Source organism: Methylotenera sp. G11, assembly GCF_000799735.1.
In the GTDB taxonomy this organism is placed as follows: Bacteria; Pseudomonadota; Gammaproteobacteria; order Burkholderiales; family Methylophilaceae; genus Methylotenera.
The window spans coordinates 1,345,996-1,367,385 of the sequence record NZ_JUHH01000001.1 but is presented as its reverse complement, the minus strand read 5'-3'; the positions used below and the strand labels follow the sequence as shown (position 1 = coordinate 1,367,385).

General features: G+C 46.1%; 21 protein-coding genes, 1 tRNA gene and 1 pseudogene. 14 read left to right on the top strand and 9 right to left on the bottom strand.

Annotated features, from left to right (window positions below; all coding sequences use genetic code 11):
- Positions 1-85 precede the first annotated feature (85 nt).
- Together yajC and tgt are read right to left on the bottom strand one after the other, a co-directional pair.
- Entirely contained in the window at positions 86-400 is a 315-nt protein-coding gene (yajC, locus tag GQ51_RS06205; protein WP_047551135.1) for a preprotein translocase subunit YajC, read from the bottom strand.
- A gap of 107 nt (positions 401-507) precedes the next feature.
- The gene (gene tgt, locus GQ51_RS06200) at positions 508-1,611 is read right to left on the bottom strand and encodes a tRNA guanosine(34) transglycosylase Tgt (protein WP_047551133.1); all 1,104 of its coding nucleotides are present in this window, start codon (positions 1,609-1,611) and stop codon (positions 508-510) included.
- A gap of 257 nt (positions 1,612-1,868) precedes the next feature.
- On the opposite strand from tgt, the gene GQ51_RS06195 reads away from it, so the two are divergent.
- The 5 genes from GQ51_RS06195 to GQ51_RS06175 all read left to right on the top strand — a co-directional run bounded on the left by GQ51_RS06195 (position 1,869) and on the right by GQ51_RS06175 (position 7,094).
- Entirely contained in the window at positions 1,869-2,531 is a 663-nt protein-coding gene (locus GQ51_RS06195; RefSeq protein ID WP_047551132.1) for an OmpA family protein, read from the top strand.
- Between the two features lie 128 nt (positions 2,532-2,659).
- Positions 2,660-3,451, top strand: coding sequence for a CDP-diacylglycerol--serine O-phosphatidyltransferase (pssA, locus tag GQ51_RS06190; protein WP_047551129.1), 792 nt, complete (start codon positions 2,660-2,662; stop codon positions 3,449-3,451).
- 359 nt (positions 3,452-3,810) lie between these two features.
- Positions 3,811-5,364, top strand: a complete 1,554-nt coding sequence (locus tag GQ51_RS06185; protein ID WP_047551118.1) for a 2-isopropylmalate synthase — start codon at positions 3,811-3,813, stop codon at positions 5,362-5,364.
- 169 nt (positions 5,365-5,533) lie between these two features.
- Complete coding sequence (gene yedA, locus GQ51_RS06180) at positions 5,534-6,412, top strand: drug/metabolite exporter YedA (RefSeq protein ID WP_047551115.1); 879 nt, start codon at positions 5,534-5,536, stop codon at positions 6,410-6,412.
- Position 6,413: 1 nt separating this feature from the next.
- Complete coding sequence (locus GQ51_RS06175; RefSeq protein WP_047551112.1) at positions 6,414-7,094, top strand: HAD family hydrolase; 681 nt, start codon at positions 6,414-6,416, stop codon at positions 7,092-7,094.
- Positions 7,095-7,178: 84 nt separating this feature from the next.
- Here the strand turns inward: GQ51_RS06175 and GQ51_RS06170 are convergent, their stop codons facing one another.
- Positions 7,179-7,985 (bottom strand): cytochrome C assembly family protein, encoded by an 807-nt coding sequence (locus GQ51_RS06170; RefSeq protein WP_047553988.1) that lies wholly within the window; start codon positions 7,983-7,985, stop codon positions 7,179-7,181.
- Between the two features lie 81 nt (positions 7,986-8,066).
- Between GQ51_RS06170 and ffh the strand changes: the two genes are divergently transcribed.
- Both ffh and GQ51_RS06160 read left to right on the top strand, forming a co-directional pair.
- Positions 8,067-9,431 carry a signal recognition particle protein gene (ffh, locus tag GQ51_RS06165; RefSeq protein WP_047551109.1) on the top strand — a complete coding sequence of 455 codons (1,365 nt, stop codon included), beginning with the start codon at positions 8,067-8,069 and terminating at the stop codon, positions 9,429-9,431.
- A 174-nt stretch (positions 9,432-9,605) separates the two neighbouring features.
- Positions 9,606-9,681, top strand: a tRNA-Lys gene (locus GQ51_RS06160).
- A gap of 27 nt (positions 9,682-9,708) precedes the next feature.
- Here the strand turns inward: GQ51_RS06160 and GQ51_RS12600 are convergent.
- A pseudogene (locus GQ51_RS12600) lies at positions 9,709-10,520 on the bottom strand (site-specific integrase); the annotation flags it as partial.
- Positions 10,521-10,548: 28 nt separating this feature from the next.
- On the opposite strand from GQ51_RS12600, the gene GQ51_RS06150 reads away from it, so the two are divergent.
- The 3 genes from GQ51_RS06150 to GQ51_RS06140 all read left to right on the top strand — a co-directional run bounded on the left by GQ51_RS06150 (position 10,549) and on the right by GQ51_RS06140 (position 12,527).
- Positions 10,549-10,878 (top strand): YegP family protein, encoded by a 330-nt coding sequence (locus tag GQ51_RS06150; RefSeq protein ID WP_047551106.1) that lies wholly within the window; start codon positions 10,549-10,551, stop codon positions 10,876-10,878.
- Between the two features lie 219 nt (positions 10,879-11,097).
- Entirely contained in the window at positions 11,098-11,994 is an 897-nt protein-coding gene (locus tag GQ51_RS12275) for a diguanylate cyclase (RefSeq protein WP_047551104.1), read from the top strand.
- A gap of 278 nt (positions 11,995-12,272) precedes the next feature.
- Positions 12,273-12,527, top strand: coding sequence for an Lrp/AsnC family transcriptional regulator (locus GQ51_RS06140; protein WP_235276180.1), 255 nt, complete (start codon positions 12,273-12,275; stop codon positions 12,525-12,527).
- Between the two features lie 397 nt (positions 12,528-12,924).
- On the opposite strand, the gene GQ51_RS06135 is transcribed toward GQ51_RS06140, so the two are convergent.
- The 4 genes from GQ51_RS06135 to GQ51_RS06125 all read right to left on the bottom strand — a co-directional run bounded on the left by GQ51_RS06135 (position 12,925) and on the right by GQ51_RS06125 (position 15,954).
- Positions 12,925-13,404, bottom strand: a complete 480-nt coding sequence (locus tag GQ51_RS06135; RefSeq protein WP_047551099.1) for a GNAT family N-acetyltransferase — start codon at positions 13,402-13,404, stop codon at positions 12,925-12,927.
- Between the two features lie 684 nt (positions 13,405-14,088).
- A complete protein-coding gene (locus GQ51_RS06130) occupies positions 14,089-14,940 on the bottom strand; it encodes an alpha/beta fold hydrolase (RefSeq protein WP_047551096.1) in 852 nt (283 codons plus the stop codon).
- A gap of 19 nt (positions 14,941-14,959) precedes the next feature.
- Positions 14,960-15,196: a DUF2798 domain-containing protein gene (locus GQ51_RS12270; protein WP_081987108.1), complete on the bottom strand. Its 237-nt coding sequence runs from the start codon at positions 15,194-15,196 to the stop codon at positions 14,960-14,962.
- A 14-nt stretch (positions 15,197-15,210) separates the two neighbouring features.
- Positions 15,211-15,954: an SDR family oxidoreductase gene (locus tag GQ51_RS06125; protein ID WP_047551093.1), complete on the bottom strand. Its 744-nt coding sequence runs from the start codon at positions 15,952-15,954 to the stop codon at positions 15,211-15,213.
- Between the two features lie 126 nt (positions 15,955-16,080).
- Here GQ51_RS06125 and GQ51_RS06120 point away from each other — a divergent pair, with 126 nt between their 5' ends.
- The 4 genes from GQ51_RS06120 (at position 16,081) to GQ51_RS06105 (ending at position 19,525) form a co-directional block, all read left to right on the top strand.
- Complete coding sequence (locus GQ51_RS06120; RefSeq protein WP_047551090.1) at positions 16,081-16,716, top strand: TetR/AcrR family transcriptional regulator; 636 nt, start codon at positions 16,081-16,083, stop codon at positions 16,714-16,716.
- A gap of 486 nt (positions 16,717-17,202) precedes the next feature.
- Positions 17,203-17,739, top strand: coding sequence for a cytochrome b (locus tag GQ51_RS06115; RefSeq protein ID WP_047551087.1), 537 nt, complete (start codon positions 17,203-17,205; stop codon positions 17,737-17,739).
- A 40-nt stretch (positions 17,740-17,779) separates the two neighbouring features.
- A complete protein-coding gene (locus tag GQ51_RS06110; protein WP_047551084.1) occupies positions 17,780-19,132 on the top strand; it encodes a hypothetical protein in 1,353 nt (450 codons plus the stop codon).
- A 15-nt stretch (positions 19,133-19,147) separates the two neighbouring features.
- Positions 19,148-19,525, top strand: a complete 378-nt coding sequence (locus tag GQ51_RS06105) for a c-type cytochrome (RefSeq protein WP_235276179.1) — start codon at positions 19,148-19,150, stop codon at positions 19,523-19,525.
- A gap of 241 nt (positions 19,526-19,766) precedes the next feature.
- On the opposite strand, the gene GQ51_RS06100 is transcribed toward GQ51_RS06105, so the two are convergent.
- Positions 19,767-21,248, bottom strand: coding sequence for a protein adenylyltransferase SelO (locus GQ51_RS06100; protein ID WP_047551078.1), 1,482 nt, complete (start codon positions 21,246-21,248; stop codon positions 19,767-19,769).
- Between the last annotated feature and the right edge of the window lie 142 nt (positions 21,249-21,390).

Sequence of the window (21,390 nt, the reverse complement as noted above, 5' to 3'; positions counted from 1 at the left end):
CAATTTGGATATACAAGATAATTTCTAAAAACACGGCTAAATCAATGCGGATCAATTCAGCCGGCTGTATTTCATACAGGTTTTTTTAGATGCTCTTAATGGTGCCTTTAGGCAATGCGCTCATGATCGCGTGTTTCTGTACGGTGATTTCGGTTTCGGCAGCAATTTCAAGTACTACGAATGCTTCTGTCACTTTCGTCACTTTGCCGACGATGCCGCCTGAAGTCACGACCTCATCGCCTTTTTGCAAGGCGGCAATCATGTTGCGCTGCTCTTTTGCCTGTTTCATCTGCGGGCGGATGATCATGAAAAAGAACAAAACAAAAATGACGATCAGCGGTAAAAAGCTTGCGAAATCAGTTGATGTTGCTGTTGCAGCATAAGCATTTGAAATAAACACGATATGACTCTCTCAAAATTAAACAGGAAATTTGGTAAAAATTAGCTTTAAATTCTAGCACATACTTAAACGCGATTGCAGGATACTGCAAATCGGCGCAATCGCAGTCAGGATAAACTTTTGCGTTTAGCGGCAAAATCCAGCTTGAATGCCTCGAATGTGCCTGCTTCAATCGCGCTGCGCATGCCTGCCATCAGCTGCTGGTAATAATGCAGGTTATGGATGGTATTCAGGCGTGAACCCAGGATTTCGCCGATACGGTGCAGATGGTGCAGGTAAGAACGCGTAAAATTCTGGCAGGTATAACAATTGCAGTCGGCATCCAGTGGCTGCGTGTCGTTTTTGTAACTGGCGTTCTTGATTTTTACATCGCCGTATTGCGTAAACAGCCAGCCATTGCGTGCGTTGCGCGTCGGCATCACGCAGTCAAACATATCCACGCCTTGCGATACTGCCGCAACCAGGTCTTCCGGCGTGCCTACGCCCATCAGGTAGCGCGGTTTATCCTGCGGCATTTTCGGGGCGGTATGGGCAAGTATACGCAGCATGTCTTCTTTAGGCTCACCTACCGACAATCCGCCAATCGCATAACCGTCGAAGCCGATTTCTTCCAGACCGCTGCGTGAAATGTCACGCAGGTCTTCATGCATGCCGCCTTGGATGATGCCGAACAAGGCGTTGGTGTTGCCCTCGTGCGCCTGCTTGCTGCGTTTGGCCCATCTCAGTGAAAGCTGCATTGAATCGCTGGCCTCTTTGTGCGTAGCGGGGTAGGGCGTACATTCATCAAAAATCATCACAATGTCTGAATTCAATACGCGCTGGATGCGCATGGATTCTTCCGGGGTCAGAAAGCATGAATCACCGTTGATCGGCGAACGGAACTTTACGCCTTCTTCCGTGATTTTGCGCAGGTCGCCCAGGCTCCATACCTGAAAGCCGCCGGAATCGGTCAGTATCGGTTTATTCCAGCCCATGAACTTGTGCAGGCCGCCATGTGCTGCGATGACTTCCAGCCCCGGGCGCAGCCATAAATGGAATGTGTTGCCGAGCACGATGTGTGCATTGATTTCATCAAGTTCCAGCGGTGACATCGCCTTCACGGTGCCATAAGTGCCAACAGGCATGAAAGCGGGGGTTTCAACATTGCCGTGCGCCAGGTTCAACGTGCCGCGGCGAGCCAGGCCATCTTGTTTGTGTAAGGTAAATTGCATGGTGAAGCATTAATATTTTGAAGCCGCGATACTAACATAATCCTGCGTGTTCCACTCATTTTGCCGGGCAGTTCCATAGGTCGGTGTTGGTTGGATAAGCTTTATTTGGCTGTTTTTTCAAAAACTTGGCACGTGGTTGTTAACTTTTGTCCATGAACCGCGTTACCCATTTAATCAGCTGTTATTTTATGTATTTAAAGCGTAATTTTATGGGTGTAGAATGACATTCTGCTGGAATCAACAATGAGGAGAATAATATGAACAAGAAATTGATAGTGGGCGCAGTAGCTGCGACTTTCATATTCAGTGGTTGCGCTAGCATGACAGAAACACAAAAAGGCACAGCCAAGGGCGCGGCAATTGGCGCAGGTGCAGGCGCGGTGGTTGGTGCAGTGGCCGGCGGCGGCAAAGGTGCCGTGATTGGTGCTGCTGTGGGCGCGGCTGCCGGCGGTGTGGCTGGTAATGTATGGTCCAAACGCATGCAGGAGCAGAAAGCCGAGATGGAAAAGGCAACTGCAGGTACCGGGGTTGCCGTTACGCAAACCGCAGATAATCGCCTGAAACTGGATATCCCCAGTGATATTTCGTTTGATGTCGGCCGTGCCGATGTCAAGTCAAATTTCAGGCCTGTCCTGGATACGTTCGCGAAAAGCCTGGTAAGCAATCCGGCGACTACAGTCACCATCATCGGCCATACCGACAGTACGGGTACGGATGCAATCAACAATCCGTTATCATTAAACCGTGCTGCCAGCACACGTGATTACCTGGCTGCAAAAGGCGTACCCGCAAGCCGCATTACGATTGATGGCCGTGGGTCACGCGAGCCTCTGGTGGCAAATGATACGGCCGCCAATCGCGCTAAAAATCGCCGTGTAGAGATATTTGTTGCAGAACCGGCGCCAGCCGCGGCAAACTAGCCCGTGAGTGAATTGTAATGGCAAAAAGCCGGCATGAATGCCGGCTTTTTGCTTGGCGGTCAGCTTATTTTTTCACGCCGTGATTATTCATGATTTATACTTAGCATATCCAACTATGTGATATCGCTATGATCGAACCTAAACAAAAACTATCCCGCCGTAATTCCGATATTCCGTCTTTGCGCTCGCGGGGTATTTATTTACTGCCGAACCTGTTTACTTCAGCAGCTTTGTTTGCTGGTTTTTATGCCATTGTGCAGGCCATGAACGGCAAGTTTGAACTGGCGGCGATCGCTATTTTTATCGCCATGGTGATGGATGGGTTGGATGGGCGTGTTGCACGTATGACGAATACGCAAAGTGCTTTTGGCGCTGAATATGATAGTCTGTCCGATATGGTTTCTTTTGGGGTGGCGCCGGCCTTGATACTTTATGTCTGGGCATTAAAACCGCTGGGCAAACTGGGCTGGATCGCAGCCTTTATTTATTGCGCCTGCGCAGCATTGCGACTGGCACGTTTCAATACCAAGCTTGATGATGAGCATCAGGATAAGCGTTATTTCCAGGGCTTGCCAAGTCCGGCTGCGGCAGCATTGCTGGCGGGGTTTGTCTGGGTGTCATATGAGTATGGGGTAAGTGAACGCGATGTGTTCTTTGGCGTATTGAAATGGAAATGGATGGCCTGGAGCCTGACCGTGTTTGCCGGCGCGTCCATGGTGAGCGATTTGCGCTACTACAGCGGTAAGGATATTAATTTAAAAGCCAGCGTACCGTTCTTTGTGATTTTGGGGGTTGTGCTTGCGCTGGTGCTGATCTCATACAGCCCGCCTGAGGTGTTGTTCCTGGTTATGGTGGTGTACGCACTTTCCGGCTATGTCATGTGGGTACGCGGCAAGCTTAAATCAGCGAAACAACCGTAGCCGGTCAACTTTGAATTTATTTATCATTATGATAAATAAATTCAAATAGTTAAATGCTTGCGTAACTCGCTGAAAAACATTATATTTCTATTCATCATGTTGAACTCACACATCATCTATATTTCTTTTGCACTCAGCCTCGCTGCCAGTGCTTTTGTTTTACGCAAAACCTTTGCGTTACGCCTGCGTGCGTTGCTGCGCTAGTGCGCAGACTATATCCCCCACCCCCCCCATACTAGTATTAAAGCGCGCTGCACCTGATGTCTGAACCTTGGCGTTTCTGATCAGGTGCGGTTTTTGAGCTGAATTATTCAAGCAATAGTTAGCTAAAAACTGAATAAAAAGTTAGGTAACCGTATATGAACCAAACCACTAAGAAACAAGAGCAGATTATCATTTTTGATACCACGTTGCGCGATGGCGAGCAGAGTCCGGGCGCAGCAATGACTAAAGAAGAAAAAATCCGTATTGCACGCCAGCTTGAGAAGTTGGGTGTCAACGTGATTGAAGCCGGTTTTGCAGCTGCAAGCCCCGGTGATTTCGATGCGATCCATGAAATTGCAAAAATCATCAAGAACTCTACGGTCTGTTCGCTTGCGCGCGCAAGTGAAAACGATGTGCGGCGTGCCGGCGAGGCAATCAAGCCGGCCGCCAGCGGCCGTATCCATACCTTTATCGCCACCAGCAGGATCCATATGGAAAACAAGCTCCGCATGACGGAAGACCAGGTGGTCGAGCGCGCAGTACAGGCAGTCAAATGGGCGTTGGAATATACCGATGATGTCGAGTTTTCGGCCGAAGACGCTGTGCGCTCGGAAATGGACTTCCTAGTGCGTATTTTCGACGAAGTGATCAAAGCGGGTGCAAAAACCATCAATGTGCCGGATACGGTGGGCTATTCCATTCCTGCAGCCTGGGGCGAGCGTATGCGTGACCTGATCGCGCGCGTACCGAACAGCGATAAAGTCGTATGGTCAACACACTGCCATAATGATTTGGGGATGGCGGTCGCCAACTCCCTGGCTGCTGTAATGAGCGGCGCACGCCAGGTGGAATGTACGATTAACGGCTTGGGTGAGCGTGCAGGCAATGCCAGTTTGGAGGAGGTGGTCATGGCGATCAAGACTCGCGGTGATATCTTCAATCTGGCTACAACCATCGATACTACGCAAATCGTGCCGGCGAGCAAGCTGGTTTCTTCGATCACGGGCTACCCGGTTCAGCCGAACAAGGCGATTGTCGGTGCTAACGCATTTGCCCACGAGAGCGGCATTCACCAGGATGGCGTATTGAAGCACCGAGAAACTTATGAAATCATGCGTGCGGAAGATGTGGGCTGGAATACGAATAAATTGACCTTGGGAAAACTGTCTGGCCGCAATGCATTCAGGACACGATTGAAAGAACTTGGGATTGAGCTTGAGACCGAAGATCTGCTCAATGCCGCTTTTGCACGCTTCAAGGACTTGGCAGATAAAAAATCCGAGATTTTTGATGAAGACCTGCATGCGTTGGTCAGTGATGAATTCGTTTCCGAGGCGACGGAAAACTTTAAATTGGTTTACCTGCAAGTGGCTTCAGAAACCGGAGAAGTGCCGCATGCGCTGATTACCATTTCAGACAACGGCGCAGAGCAGAAATCAGAAGCGGATGGCGGCGGCCCGGTGGATGCTGCATTTAAGGCGATAGAGAAAATCGTGGATAGCGGTGCTGAACTGTTGCTGTATTCCGTGAATAACATCACCAGCGGTACCGATGCGCAGGGTGAGGTGACTGTGCGGCTTTCAAAAGGCGGCCGTATCGTGAACGGGCAGGGTGCCGATACGGATATCGTGGTGGCTTCAGCCAAAGCGTACTTGAATGGTCTGAACAAGCTGCATTCTAAACTCGAACGCGCCCACCCTCAGGTGTAGTTTCATCGTAAAATCAAGCCATACGGCGTTGCGCTCGCTTGCCGTACCGGGTGTACTGTCTGCGCTCGTGCGCCTTGTCTTGGCTTGATTTAACGATGAAACGGTTTGCAGATGACTTCTGCTTAAGCACATCTCTAGCCTAATCGGAAAGGAACGTACAAAAATTACCATGCCTAAAGCCCGGCAAACCCTGTTGATCGTAGCAGCGCTTTTCTGCACCTATTTCATTTGGGGCTCCACTTACCTTGCCATTCGTTTTGGCATTGAAAGTTTTCCGCCGTTTATGATGGCCGGCATGCGCTTTACAATAGCTGGCGTGATTTTATATGCGGTGATGCGCTATCTGGGCGTGCCTGACCCCAACAAGCGGCAGTGGGCAGGTGCCGCTGTCGTGGGCTTGTTGCTGCCTGCATTAGGCAATGGGACAGTATGTTATGTGCAGCAGACCGTTTCATCGAGTGTCGCCGCATTATCAATCGCTACGGCACCCATATGGATGGCGGTGTTTTCTTCACTTTGGGGGCATAAGATCGTTGCCAGGGAGTGGCTCGGTATTGCTATTGGTTTGCTTGGTATTGTATTGCTTAATCTTGGTGGCAGTTTCAGCGGACACTTTATCAGCGCATTTCTGCTGATATTTGCGGCAGCAAGCTGGTCGTTCGGCTCGGTTTGGAGTAAACATCTGGCCATGCCGCAGGGGTTGATGGCAAGTGCGGCGCAGATGCTGGCGGGTGGTGTGGCTCTGCTGATAGTCAGTGCTGTCACCGGTGAAACCTGGCCTCAGGTAATTAGCATCAAGTCATGGGGTGCGCTGCTATTCCAGATAGTGCTGGGGTCGCTTGTTGCCTATAGCGCGTACCAGTATTTATTGCGCACGGTGCGGCCGCTGGTAGCCAGCAGCAATACTTTTGTGAACCCGGTGGTGGCATTTACGGTAGGCATCTGGTTTGCGGGCGAGCATGTGACCTCTATGGAGTTGGTCGCGCTGGCTGTGATTTTAATAGGCGTATTTTTAGTACTTTCAGCAACTCAACAAAAAGATATTTAATATGGTTCAAAACAATACACAGAATCTGGCTTTATTTGACTTGGATAACACGCTGCTTGCAGGTGATAGCGACTATAACTGGAGCTTGTTCTTAATCAATGAAGGGCTTCTCGACGGCGCAGCGCATCAGGCACGCAATGAGCAGTTCTATCAGGATTATAAAAACGGTACCCTGGATATTTATGCGTTTCTGGAGTTTCAATTAAAACCGCTTAGCCAGCTCCCTAAAAAGTTTCTCGACGAACTGCACCAAAGGTATATGGAAAAAGTGATTCGCCCCATGATGACGCAAAAAGCGCAGGATCTGGTGAATAAGCATAAGGCGGCGGGTGATCTGTGCCTGGTGATCACGGCGACCAATAGCTTTGTGACCAGGCCGATTGCAGCGGCTTATGGCATCGATAACCTGATCGGTACCGATCCGGAAATGGTGAATGGTGAATATACCGGCGGCGTAAGCGGTGTGCCCAGCTTTAAAGAAGGGAAGGTGACGCGAATCAACCAGTGGCTGGCAGAACGCGGTAGCGCGTTAACCGATTATGCTACCAGCTATTTCTACAGCGACTCGCACAATGACTTGCCGCTGATGAAGCTGGTAAGCAACCCGGTAGCGGTTGATGCAGATGAGATTTTATCTGATTATGCAAAACAGCAAGGCTGGCCGCAGATCAGTTTGCGTTAATCAGCGTCGGCTTATATCAGGCTTTAAAAATAAAAATGGACCAGGCAGTCAAGCTACCTGGTCCATTTTTATTGGGCTACCCGTTTATCTGCCGAGCAGGATCTGCGAAACAAATTTGCTGCCGATGTAAGCCAGCAGCAACAGCACAAAGCCTATCATGGTCCATCTGATCGCCTTGAGGCCGCGCCATCCATATTGGTATCTGCCAAATAGCAGGGCTGCGTAGATAAACCAGCTTGCAATCGAAAAGATGGTCTTGTGGTTAAAATCCAGTGCTTTGTGAAAAATTTCTTCAGAGAACCACATGCCGCTGATCAGTGTGATAGTCAGCAAAGCGAAACCCAGGCCGATAATTTTAAACAGCAAAGATTCCATCATCATGAGCGGGGGGAAGCTCGGCAGCGTGATCAGGCTGCTTTTATGATGCAGGCTGCGCTCGGCAATTGCCATCAGCGCCGCATGCAGTGCCGCAAAAGTGAACAGGCTATAGGCGAGCATCGCTATCCATACATGCGCGATGAACAGGCTGTTGTTGGCATCAGGTAAAAAATGGTGGCTGGAGAAGAATGCGGGCAGTAATGCGAATAATGCCGCTGGCGGCAGTACAAATGCCTGCAGGCTGTGCAGTTGATGGTCGCGGTCTGTGACCCAGTAGATTAAAACCGTGAGCCAAAGTATTGCCGAAACCGACTCATAGAATCCCAGGTTGAACCCCGCCGAGAAAATACTCTGATGCAAAAGCCAGCCATGCACCAGCAGGCCAAGGGCAATCATCATTGAATGCAGCTTCAGGTGTTTACTTTTTTCGGCTAATTTGGGTGCGCGCCAGAAATCGGCCGCTACAGCCAGGTAAATAAATACAACGACAATATAAGGAATTAATTTCTGCATGATGTAATTATGGCGCAAATGTGCGGTAAAGATAATAGGTTGATGTAAAATTGAAACTTAAATGACGTAAAGAGTATAAAAATGCTAGAAAACCTAACCGGACGCCTGCAAGGCGTCATTAAGAACCTGCGTGGACAGGCGCGCTTGACGGACGAAAACATTGCAGATGCCATGCGTGAAGTGCGTATGGCACTGCTGGAGGCCGACGTTGCATTGCCGGTAGTAAAAGACTTTATCGCGGCGGTTAAATTGCGCGCGCAGGGTAAAGAAGTATTGCAAAGCCTCACCCCAGGGCAGGCTGTCATCGAGGTCGTGAATGATGAGTTGACGGAGCTGATGGGTAAGGAAAATGTCGGCCTGAATCTAGCCGCCGTGCCGCCAGCCATTATCCTGATGGCGGGTTTGCAGGGCTCCGGTAAAACGACAACCTCAGGCAAACTGGCAAAATTACTTAAAGAGCAGAAAAAGAAGGTGTTGCTCGCGAGTGCCGATGTTTACCGCCCGGCAGCGATAGAACAGCTTAAAACACTGGCAAAGCAGCTTGAAGTCGAGTGTTTTGATAGCAATGCCAGCCAGAAGCCGGCTGATATTGCTGCCGCTACGCTGGATTTTGCCAAACGCGGTTACTATGATGTGGTGATTTTTGACACGGCAGGCCGCCTGGGTATTGATGAGGCCATGATGGCCGAGATCAAGGCATTGCATGCGCAGCTGAACCCGATTGAAACCCTGTTTGTAGTTGATGCTATGCAAGGGCAGGATGCGATTAACACGGCGAAAGCCTTTGGCGATACTTTGCCGCTTACCGGTGTGATTCTTACCAAGCTGGATGGTGACTCTCGCGGCGGTGCCGCTTTATCAGTCCGCCATGTGACGGGTAAGCCAATCAAGTTTGTCGGCGTCAGTGAAAAAGTCGATGGGCTGGAGCCATTCTATCCGGATCGCATGGCATCGCGCATATTAGGTATGGGTGACGTGCTCGGCCTGATTGAGCAGGCGCATAAAAATGTCGATATGGCAGAAGCGCAGAAACTCGCCGATAAAGTGAAGTCAGGTAAGAATTTTGACCTTGATGACTTTAAAGCGCAAATGTCGCAAATGCGTAAAATGGGCGGCATGGGGGCGCTTATGGACAAAATGCCATCCCAGATAGCCGGCATGGCGGCCAAGGTTAACCCGGATGATGCCGATAAAAGCCTGCGTCGCATAGAGGGCATCATTAATAGCATGACGCCAATGGAACGCCGCAAGCCCGAGATTATCAAGGCAACCCGTAAAAAGCGTATTGCCGATGGTTCAGGCGTGCAAGTACAGGAAGTAAACCGTTTGCTGAAACAGTTTGAAGAAACGCAAAAAATGATGAAAATGTTCAGCAAAGGCGGCATGTCAAAAATGATGCGCAGCATGGGAGGCCTGATGGGCGGCAAGCTACCCGGCATGCGCTGATTAAAATTAAGGCAATTTTGGGGTAAATTCCGGCATGTATAAAATCATGCCGAAGTCAATAAAAATAAATGCGATAAAAATATGAAAATTTTCTATTTTGTCATTGACCAAGTGAATAGTTTCCCCCATAATTGCGGCCTTTCCTGAGTGACACAAATTACTTGAGAAACGAATGGGGTGTTAGCTCAGCTGGTAGAGCAGCGGACTTTTAATCCGTTTGTCGTGGGTTCGATCCCCGCACACCCTACCAAGATATATAAGGCTTAGTCAGAAATGGCTAAGCCTTTTTCTTTTCTTGGCGTGACTTAAACGTGACCAAATCCATCACGTTTGCGGTGCGTCCAGTTTCAATCCTAGACGCGGCGACGGTTAAGTGTTCCGTAGCAAACTTTGCATAACGATCTACCATCGAACGTGACTTCCATCCGCCTAAGTCTTTCAACTCATCGCATGAAGTGCCAGCCTGACGATGCCATGATGCCATGATGCCATGATGCCATGATGCCCATGTATGCCTGAGATCGTGAAACCTTAGATCATTCAAGCCCGCTTTCTCAATTGCGGCATACCAAGCATGATTCGTTATTGCCGTTTTAATCGGTTGTTTTTGATAAGTGAAGCAGTATTAGGAATGGTTTCCTTGCACCGACAACAATACTTCAATCGCATCCGAATTTAGCGGTACACCTCTCGGTGTTCCATTTTTAGTCTTGTCTAACCAAGCCGTTTTACGATCTAAATCGACCCGATGCCATTCAAGACTGGTGATCTTCCCAGCACGGCAGCCGTAGCTAAAGCAAAGCGTATTAAAGCCGCTAAATGAGGCGGTGAAGCTTCGATCAACCGATTAGCCTCATCACGTGTTAGCCAGCGATCGCGTTCAACCTCACCCGACAACAATCGGATTTTAGGCATCGCATCAATCCACTGCCACTCATCCCGCGCCATTCTTAAAATTGCCCTAGTGACCGCCAAATGACGATTCACCGTTGCAGTCTTATTTCCACGCTTCATTTCACCTTGGATGATGTTCCAGATTACATCACCATTAATCTGGTTCAGAGTTAAGTCACCTAAATATTCATGTATCCTTTGTAACTAAAAATAGGAGAAAGATATGGCTGGAAAATTTGAAATTTACACTGATAAAGCGGACGAGTTCAGGTTTAGGCTAAAAGCTTCTAACGGACAGACAATTTTAACAAGTGAGGGTTATAAAGCTAAGTCAGGTTGCAATAACGGCATAGAGTCAGTGAAGAAAAATGCCACTATTGACAGTAGCTATGAACGAAAGTTAACAAGCTCGGGTAAATTCATGTTTAATCTCAAGGCGGCTAATAGCCAGATTATAGGAGCTAGCGAGTCATATGAGACCGCCACGGCAAGAGATAATGGTATTGAGTCGGTTAAGAATCACGCCCCAGGAGCAGTTGTTGTTAAGCTGTAATAAGCTTAGAAATCATTGTTTTTTCATCTCACGGTAGCAGGTCTGTTGACGCGCATTTAAAAATTCCCTATTTCGACTCAACTTGAGCTATAAACCACTCTGCATCAGGAAGGAGAGATTTGAGTAAAGTCATTGCTGATTCTAAATCTAGATATTCATGCATAAATGCTACTATTACACGAAACATTACATCTAGTATTGAAGTCACGGGAGAATTAAATGGAACTCTATGATCTGACCCGAGATGAGCTGCAAGCAATGCTCAATCAGCTGGAGCAAGCTCTCTTTAATCACAACCAGTGGTATGCGGGCTTAGTTCGTGCACTCGCTTGCCAGTTGCCGGCAGACCAACATGATATTGCGCCTCATGCTCATGAGGCGTGCCGCTTCGGTCAATGGTACTACAGTAAAATCCCTGAGAAATTGCGTGATCTTTCTGGATTTGTTGCTTTGGGAGAAGCGCATAAACTCATGCACGAGCGGGCAGCAAAATTGCTGGTGAAAGCAAAAAAAGGGAAACCTGTTAGCACCTTTGACTTTGACAATTTCTCTAACTCACTAGAACGGTTGCGCCTTGAAATATCAGCCTTAGAGCACGAATTGGAAAACGTGCTTTACAACCACGATTCACTTACCGGTGCGATTACTAAAGTAGGTATCCTGCCAGCCCTTCGTGAGCAGCAGGAATTAGTAAAACGCAAATTACCGCCTTGCTGTGTTGTCATGGTAGATTTAGACCATTTTAAGACGGTCAACGATGTCCATGGGCATCTGGCAGGCGACTGCGTGTTGACAACTTTTGTTCATTACATCATCGAACATCTCCGACCTTATGACAAAGTATTCCGCTATGGTGGGGAAGAGTTCCTGTTATTAATGCAGCACACTGAATTAGCGGCTTGCTACGACATGATGGAGCGTTTGCGCGAAGGACTAGCCTTGATGCCCATTGAGTGCAATGGAAAAAAACCGATTTATATTACGGCATCTTTTGGTGTGGTGCTCCTTGATCCTGATGTGCCGGTTGAAACGTCGATTGATCGTGCGGATAAGGCAATGTATGCAGCAAAAGCCGCGGGGAGGAATTGCGTGCGGATATGGAATGCGGCAATGTAAGCCGCATGATTTAGTTTCAAACATCAGTTATTGGCGAAGATAGCCGCTGTTTTTAAAATTAAAAATGTGACTTTTTATGAAAGTTGTCGGCGATAATTGGCTAGTAATTTCGAGTTAATTGTATTAAAAATCAATTGGTTATAGAAACTTTTAATCCTATTTAAATTCAACAAAATCTATAGGTTACATGTCGGCGTGACAATAAATTATTGCTTCAAAAGTTGTAAATATATTTCTAAAAAGGAATACACAAAATCATGATCTCAGCCATTATCTTAATGAATATTGAAAGACACAAAATCAATGAAACAGCTGAACTATTGAATGACATGACTGAAATATCAGAGGTGTTTTCTGTCAGCGGCCGATATGATCTGATTGCCATAGTACGAGTACAGAATATTGATGATCTTTCAGCACTTGTAACAAATCACTTGTTAAAGTTAGACAGCATTGAAAAAACAGACACCTTGCTAGCATATAAAACCTATTCAAAACATGATTTAGATGCCATGTTTTCAATTGGCCAATGAAGCATATATTTCTACCAATGAATATCCAATCGTCTGCTTTCTCCGCTTAGTTGCCGGATGTAGTAATAATTGTAGTTGACCGTTAAGGGCCAAGTATGGACATTAGAAAAAACATTAAACATGAAAATTATGACGGTTATCAGCGATGACTAGCGAGTGGTGGCGGGTTATTTTTATTTAAAAACAATTGGTTATAACAACTTTTAATTCTATTATTTGCGAATAAAATCAATAGGTTATTGTGAGGCTGTGACCGAGCGCTGTCACGATGCTAAGGAACATACAAAATTAAGAATGACTGGCTGCAACATCCGCTAAGCGGACTGTCAACGTCTGAATTCACCGGCCTGCGCGGCTTTTCCCGCAGGTCCGGTGGAATGATGGGGTGGGTCACAGATCACAGAGAGACCTTCAGTTTGCGGCCACCACTTATAGCGAAACCCTCACGCTCATAAAACGCCAAAGTTCTGTCGAACTGCGGCAGCGGCGGCGTTGTAACCTCCAACCGTGTCCAGCCACGCGACACTCCGAAAGACTTTGCTTGGGATACGAGACGAAGGCCCAGCCCATTTGTGCGGTACCCCGGACGAACGTAAAGTTCAGGCATGGTGCCGAAAGCGCCCTCAGCGTAAAGGGCATAGCTTTCATAAAGGGCAATAAAACCTACCGGATTTCCACTCTCGCCACAAGCGACAAATACAAAATACTTCTCACGGTTAAGGAAATCCTGGAGTCTGGATGTCGTTTCGGCAAGGTCGAAGTTGAACGCCTGAACACCAATGGCGTTCATGATTTCAGCCAGTAGCTCGCCAACCATTACAGCAACCTCCTGCGCGTCGTTGGCATGCGCCCTTTGGATCGTGAAGTTCGCGCTCATTTCATGGGGCCCAACAGTAATTATAGAGGCCCATGGGTCTCTATATTAATAAATGTAATTGCATGACGCATGGCTGGAACCCCTTGTCTTTTCTTGGTTTTATTGTTTCTCGGTCTCTATATTGAAATATTAATATAGAGACGCAGCACCACTTGATTGATTGTAATTGAATTTGATTAAATATTGAATAAATGACCGTCTGCTTTGTCCGGCTTAGGCGCCGGATACCGTAAATTGACGATGGTCAGCAATTGACCGATTGTTGCCATTCGAAAATCTTAAACGTGACAACTTTGACGAGTGTCAGCGAGTATTGGCGAGAGAGGTCGAGTAAATAACATTAAAAATCAATTTGTTATAACAACTTTTAATCCGTTTGTCGTGGGTTCGATCCCCGCACACCCTACCAAGATATATAAGGCTTAGTCAGAAATGGCTAAGCCTTTTTCTTTTTTTAGTAGCCTTATAGTAGACTGAAAGTTTCAAATTGCTTCTTAGAGTTCTTTCGGTAATTCACTAATTGAAAATCTATGGCAGGTCGCCGCTAACATGCCGAAGGCGTGTTAATCCGCATAGCTGCCATTCCAAACATCATTAATTTAGGTAGTCTTTTATGGAGTTACTCTGCATAACCTGTATTTATACTGAGTTAACTCCATGAAAATCATCTTTAACAGCTAATGGTTAAAGTTTTAAAATTACTTCTAATAATTTTTTGGGGTTGTCCACAAATCCAAAATGCCCTGTATTTTCTAACGTAATGATATTGATGTTACCCAGTGCTTTTGCAGTGCGCTGACGCTCAGGAATTGTTGACCAGTCATGATCGCCGTAAACTAAGGTTACTGGTGCTTTTACACCAGTATATTGCGCTCTTGCTTTATTCCATGATCGCCAGTTAGCAAAAACGTTACGCTCCACATATCTATAGCCTCTGCGGAATCCTGTGCGATTAAATTCACTTAAGAGCTTAGAGGGCATCCAGCTTTTATTTCTTAAACCACCTTTCATTGCCAGGCCTAAAAATAGCCAGTTTTCAAATAGGGCAAAGATTGCACCATGGATGGGTACTGCATAATTGGCAATCACGATATTCGAAAATATATTTCCCCTGCGTAAACCATCGGCATAACGGGTTTCGTAGTCGTAGGTGTTAGAGGAAATTACTTTGATAATACGCTCCGGTACCTCATTAGCCACTGTAAGCGCCAACACTGCGCCTATCGATTCGCCTACCAGCGTGACGTCGCTTAAATCTAATTTTTCAATAAAAGCGACTATTGCTTTTCGCATATAAGGTTCATCGTAATTGACTCTTGTATCGATAGACGATCTGCCATGACCAGGTAAATCCACTGCATAAACTGTATAGTGTTTTGCTAACTCGGGAATTACTTCCTGAAAGTAATCTAATTGCGTCCGTATGGTATGCATCAAAATGAGTGGCTTGCCAGCACCTGCTTTTAGGTATCGGAGTGTGCAGTTGGCACCTATGTTAATTTCCTGAAGTTGTTCTAACTTGGAGATGTGATTCATTATTGGTTATTCCTTACTTTTAGCTAGACTCAATAAACACATTTAAAAATTTGTTAACAAGCGGTGCGATGATAAGAATCGCGATAAATACAATTGGCCATGCAATCGCGAAAGACGATGGCCAAATATGTAAAAATCCCTCAAGAGCGCTAGTGCGCAAACTAATCACAGTGCCGGAGACAATCATTGATGTAAAAAATGACATTACTAGCGCAAAACAATATACGCGGTAACGAAATGGAATTTTTTTAGCCATGTCTATTTCCTAACTTACCAAGGGAGTGGGTCTGTTTCATGGAAAAAACCACCGCTTGGACCATTTTCATCTAATGTGGCAAGGTAAACACTGGTTTTGTAACTATCTGCAACTTCCATTGGCGCATGTTCACCGCCAAGCTCAGTTTTTACCCAACCTGGGTGTGCGGAGTTCACTTTGATATTGGTATCACGCAACTCGTGGGCTAAATGAACCGTATAGACATTTAATGCTGTCTTTGAAGCGTTATAGGCAAACGCTTTAGCAGGATCTATTGGGGAGTTTGGCATACTGTGCAGAGTTAGTGATGCCAGTATGCTAGATAGATTCACAATGCGACCAGCAGGCGCTTTGCTAATTAAGGGCAATAATCTCTGTGTAATTTCAATTACGGAAAATAAGTTGGTTTGGAATGTATTCTGTAAAGCATCTTTGCTTAAAGAGCTACTGTTATTCTTGCCCATCAATTGCTCGTGGTTGACGCCTGCATTGTTCACAAGAATATCTAACTTCCCGTAATGTTTATCAAGATAATCATAAACATCGTGTGCGGATTTTACGTCATTCGCGTCGTAGTAAATTGCATCTGCTTTTATTCCTCTTGAAATTAAGTCATTAGCGGCTGCTTTACCTTTCGCGACGTCGCGTGCACCGATAATGACTGTTATCCCAAGCTCTCCTAATTTTCTGGCTGTTTCAAAGCCAATGCCACGATTCGCGCCACTGATAAAAGCCACCTTGTTTTCATGATTACTCATTCTTTTCTCCATCATTTATTTAATATGTACCAAACGGTAAATAAATAATAAAGGGCATTCATTAATATGTCAACACATTTATTACCGAATGGTATAATATTAAAAATATCACATGTGAGTTAACTTATGAGTAGCACAGAAGATCAACAAGCAGATGTTCTAAAACGACGCGGGAGACCGCCTGCATTTAACTATGAAGATGCGCTAGAAAAAGCCATGCAAACATTTTGGACGTTTGGCTATGAAGGCACTTCTATGGCAGCACTTATCGAAGCCATGGGTATGAATAAACCTAGTATCTATGCAGCTTTTGGCAATAAGGAAGCTTTGTTTAATCAAGTTTTAGATAAATATGTCACTGGCCCAAGCGCATTTGTGAAGGAGGCGATGGCAGAGCCCACTTCTTATCTGGTAGCTAAAACGTTTCTTACTAAAGCCGTGGAGCTACTAACCCAACATCAAAATCCACGAGGATGCATGATTGTGCAAGGTGCATTATCTTGTGGGCCAGAAGCAGAAATGATGCAGAAAAAACTCATCGCGTATCGTGCCAATTTGGAAGAAAGTTTAAAAAAACGATTTGATTTAGCGAAGGAAAAAAGAGATTTGCCTGAAGGTGCCAATACAACTGCACTGGCAAAATACGTCGCCACCATTCATCAGGGGATTTCAGTACAAGCTTCTAGTGGCGCAAGCAAGGATGCGCTCATGGATATTATTGATATTGCCATGCAGAACTGGCCAGCGAATACCAAGAAATAGTTTAACTGTGAATGACCACTTTGTCCCGCTTAAGCACCGGATACAGTAAATTGACGATGGTCAGCAATTGGCCGATTGTTGCCATTCTAAAATATTAAACGTGACAACTTTAACGAGTGTCAGCGAGTATTGGCGAAAGAGGGCGAACAAATAACATTAAAAATCAATTTGTTATAACAACTTTTAATCCGTTTGTTGTGGGTTCGATCCCCACATGCCCTACCAAGATATAAAGCCTAGTCAGAAATGACTAGGCTTTTTCTTTTTGCGTTTTGCTTATACGGGGCGCGGTATTGGTGCGGTAATTTTTCCCGCAAATATTGTATGAATTTTACAGTTTTTAATATAGATTAATGCGCAATTTAAGTATTATTAATGCATTGTAAATACTGATAGTTAATATTAACTGATTGATATTGCTTAATAAATATTAATTGGCACGCGGGTTGCTTTTGTTGTAGGTGTCCATATATTTTGAAGATACCTATGAGCAATCCAAGATATCCTAAAGCCGTTGTAATCATTCACTGGCTCACCACTGGTTTGATCTTACTGGGGCTGACATTAATATTCATCAGGGACCTTATAGAGGGTAAACCTGCGCGGTTATGGATGCTGAGTATTCATAAATTTATTGGGTTATTAGTCCCGGCGTTATTAATGCTTCGTGTGCTGTTTGTCATAAAGTATCGTAAACATTTCCCGGATCACGAACTTGACCTGTTTTCAAAGGTCGCTGCAAAAACAGTGCATTTTGCACTGTATCTCAGTTTGTTGGTTATTCCTCTTCTTGGCTGGGCACAGGTGAGTGCTAAGGGACAGCCGGTAAATTTCCTTGGATTTATCCATCTGCCGGCATTGGTGTCCGAGGATATGGATATGGCAGAAACTTTGGCCGACTGGCATGAGTGGGCGGCTTATATATTATTGGCCTTGATTTTTATGCACGCCCTTGCCGCGTTATGGCATCACTATTTCAAAAAAGACAACGTGCTGCGCGCGATGGCTCCAATATTTAAATAACTTCAACTAATCCAATATCTTCAAACCGGGGGGAATTATCATGTTGTTCAAAAAAACAATCATTCAGTGGTTCAAGATGACATTTGTGACAGGTCTCGTTTTTTTTAGTGCCTATGCAAATGCCATCCCAAGCTTTGCCAGGCAGACAGGGGAGTCCTGCTCGGCGTGCCACATTGGCGCCTTTGGGCCGCAGCTTACGCCGCATGGTATGCAATTTAAATTAGGCGGTTATGTCGATACCGATGGCAAGGACGGCAAGGTTCCGCTCTCGGCCATGCTGGTAGAAGGATTTACACACACGAACAAAAAGTTGAGTGATGATGCGCAGCCGCATTTTGGCAAGAACGATAATCTATCATTGCAGGAATTATCGATATTTCTTGCGGGCAGGCTCTCTGACCACGTAGGTTCCTTTGTGCAGGTAACCGGCAATGATTTTGACCGAAAATTCGCCATGGACAATATGGATATCCGCATCGCAGACAGCAGGCAGTTTGGTGGTAAAGACCTGACTTACGGCATCTCACTCAATAACAATCCTACAGTGCAGGATCCGTTTAACACCCTTAACGGATTCAAATTCCCTTACATGTCTTCTGAGCTGGCTCCGGGGCCTGCCGCTTCACCTTTCATCAACGGTGCGTTGGAACAGCAGGTGCTGGGCGCTACCGCATACGGCTTCTATGACAATAGTTTTTATGCTGAATTCGGCGGTTACCAGACCTTGTCCAGAAGCTTGAGAAACAAGATTAATGCGGGTGAAGATGGCCGTATCAGCGGAACATCGCCGTATTGGAGGCTGGGATATTTCAAAGACTTTAAAAAACAGGCATTTCATGTTGGACTGTTCGGCATGGATGCAAAACTGCAGCCTGATTTCTTAAGCGGTCCGACCGATAAGTACCACGATATCGGGGTGGATGCTTCCTACCAGTTTCTGGGTACCAGGGAACATATTTTTACGGTAAATACCAGCTACATTGATGAAAGGCGCACTCTGGGCAGCACTTTCGGCAGTGACGGTGCCGATAGCAAGCATGGTGACTTGAAACGCTTTGATCTGGCTGGCAGCTACCACTATAACAATACGTATGGCGTGACTTTAGGTGTGTTTGATATCCGCGGCAACACGGATGACAAACTCTATAACTCCGGTGAAGCAGATAGCGGCAGCATCAATGGCTCGCCAGACAGCCGCGGCTATATAGTACAGGCAGACTGGACGCCATGGGGCAAGGACGAGTCATGGGGTAGTCCATGGGCGAATATGCGCCTGGGCCTGCAATATACGGGTTATACCAAGTTTAATGGCGCAAAGAACAACTATGATGGCTTGGGCAGGAATGCTTCGGATAACAATACGTTATTTGCTTTTGCCTGGCTCGCATTTTAAGAAGGGATAAATATGGTGAACATCAGATATTTAATTGGATTGTCAGCTTTGCTGCTGCTTGCTAACTCCAATGCGCTTTATGCCGCCGTTGATATCAATAACGGCAAGAACATGTTCAATCAGGAGTGTGCGGAATGCCATAGTGTTAAAGAAGGTAAGAATAAGAAAGGACCCTCTTTGTGGAATATCCTAGGTAGAAAATCTGCTTCTATCAATGATTTCAACTACTCAGATAATATGCGCAGCTCACAGATAATATGGACATCCGATCAGTTATCGGCATATATGGAACATCCTAAGGTTTTAGTGCCAGCTGGCAAGATGAAATATGATGGGCTTGATAATCCAAAAGACAGGGCTGATCTGATAGAGTTTTTATCCAGCCTGCATTAAATATGACCACTCTGTATAAGGGCTTGCAAGCGATGAAAGTAATATGATCGTGATATGTCATTTCCTAGAAGGCCTGGCCAGAAATGGCCAGTTTTTTTCTTTTTGTGTGCGGGATCTATTCTTTATAAGGAGATCCCTGTTTGATAACAGGTTTTTGCTGGAGACTCTTGTTGAGGCATGCAAAATCTATATGGGCAGGCTGTAGCCTGCTTTTTTGTAACTACAACCATCGTTCACTTACTTAAGTGCCGCAAAAAGTTTTGTAATGAATGTCGAAGCTCGGTTCGGGTGGCTGTGTAAATTTACTATGGACTGCATCTGTGCTGTAAGGGGCGGTGATTGCGGATAATAATTGTTCCAGTGGTTGTAGTGTTTGTTGATCGACAGCTGCTGAAATAGCGTCTTCTACCAGGTGATTGCGCGGAATGATGGCCGGGTTGGTTCTGTCCATCAAAGTGAGACTTTGCGCGAAATTTTCTTGCTGCCTGGATAATCTTGCTTCCCATGCCTGCAGCCAGTTTTTAAACCCTGCATCATGGTAAATCTGCATTGTTTTTAAGAGTTCTTTTCCAAGCGACCTGAATGTATTGGTGTAGTCGGCATTATTTTTCTGCATATACATTAATAAATCTTCCACGAGTTCCAAATCGCCCTGCTCCTGATTGAAAAGCCCTAATTTATGCCGCATGCCGGCCAGCCAGTAAGCTAGGAATCTGGCTGGGAACGCTTCCAGTAATTCTTTTGCGGTGACGATGGATTGATCCTCATCCGTGTTGATGAGCGGAAGCAGCGTTTCAGCAAACCGGTACAAGTTCCAGTGTGCGATTGGCGCCTGATTGCCGAAAGCATAGCGGCCTTTGCTGTCAATTGAGCTAAATACAGTGCCTGGGTCATAGTTATTCATGAAGGCGCATGGACCATAGTCAATAGTTTCGCCGCAGATACTCATATTATCGGTATTCATTACGCCATGAATAAAGCCAACCTGCATCCACTTCGCTATCAGTGATGCTTGTAGGTCGATGACTTTTTCCAGAAGTCTCGCATATTTATTTTCTGCAGCAGCAATTTCTGGAAAATGGCGATGGATGGTGTAATCAGCTAATTCAGCGAGTAGCTGACGATCCTGCAGCGCAGACGCGTACTGAAACGTTCCGATGCGAATGTGGCTGGATGCAACGCGGGTCAATACTGCGCCTGGGTATGCATCATCACGGTATACCATTTCACCGGTTGTGACCACCGCCAGGCTTCTTGTGGTGGGGATGCCCAGGGCATGCATGGCTTCGCTGATAATGTACTCGCGCAGCATCGGTGCCAACGCTGCGCGGCCATCTCCTGAGCGTGAGTATGCAGTTCTGCCGGAGCCTTTCAGCTGGATGTCGAATCTTTTGTTGTCCGGAGTAATGTGTTCGCCTAATAACACGGCGCGGCCATCTCCCAGCATGTTAAATCCACCGAATTGATGTCCTGCATAAGCTTGGGCAATAGGTTCGGCAGTTGCGTATAAAGCATTCCCACCGAGATATTCTGCACCTTCCTTTTCAAGAGCCTGCACATTCAATCCCAGCGTTTTGGCAAGTGCATGATTAAGTAATAGCAGGTTCGGGTTTCTGGCGGCTTCTGGCTTTTGTTTCTGATATAGCTTGGATGCGAGTTTTGCGTAGCTATTGTCAAACTTGAATCCGGACTGTTCTGGAGCTGAGTAACTTGAAGTTTTCATTTTGCATAATGTTTACTAAATTACTAGGATATTAAGCAAATAAGGGCTTGCTAGCAACAGGATATATTGGATATTACGCTTGGGTTATGGCCGTTAATGGCGGAATCCTGTTGGGTTCAAGAAGGTTTGCAGCGAGAGCGCT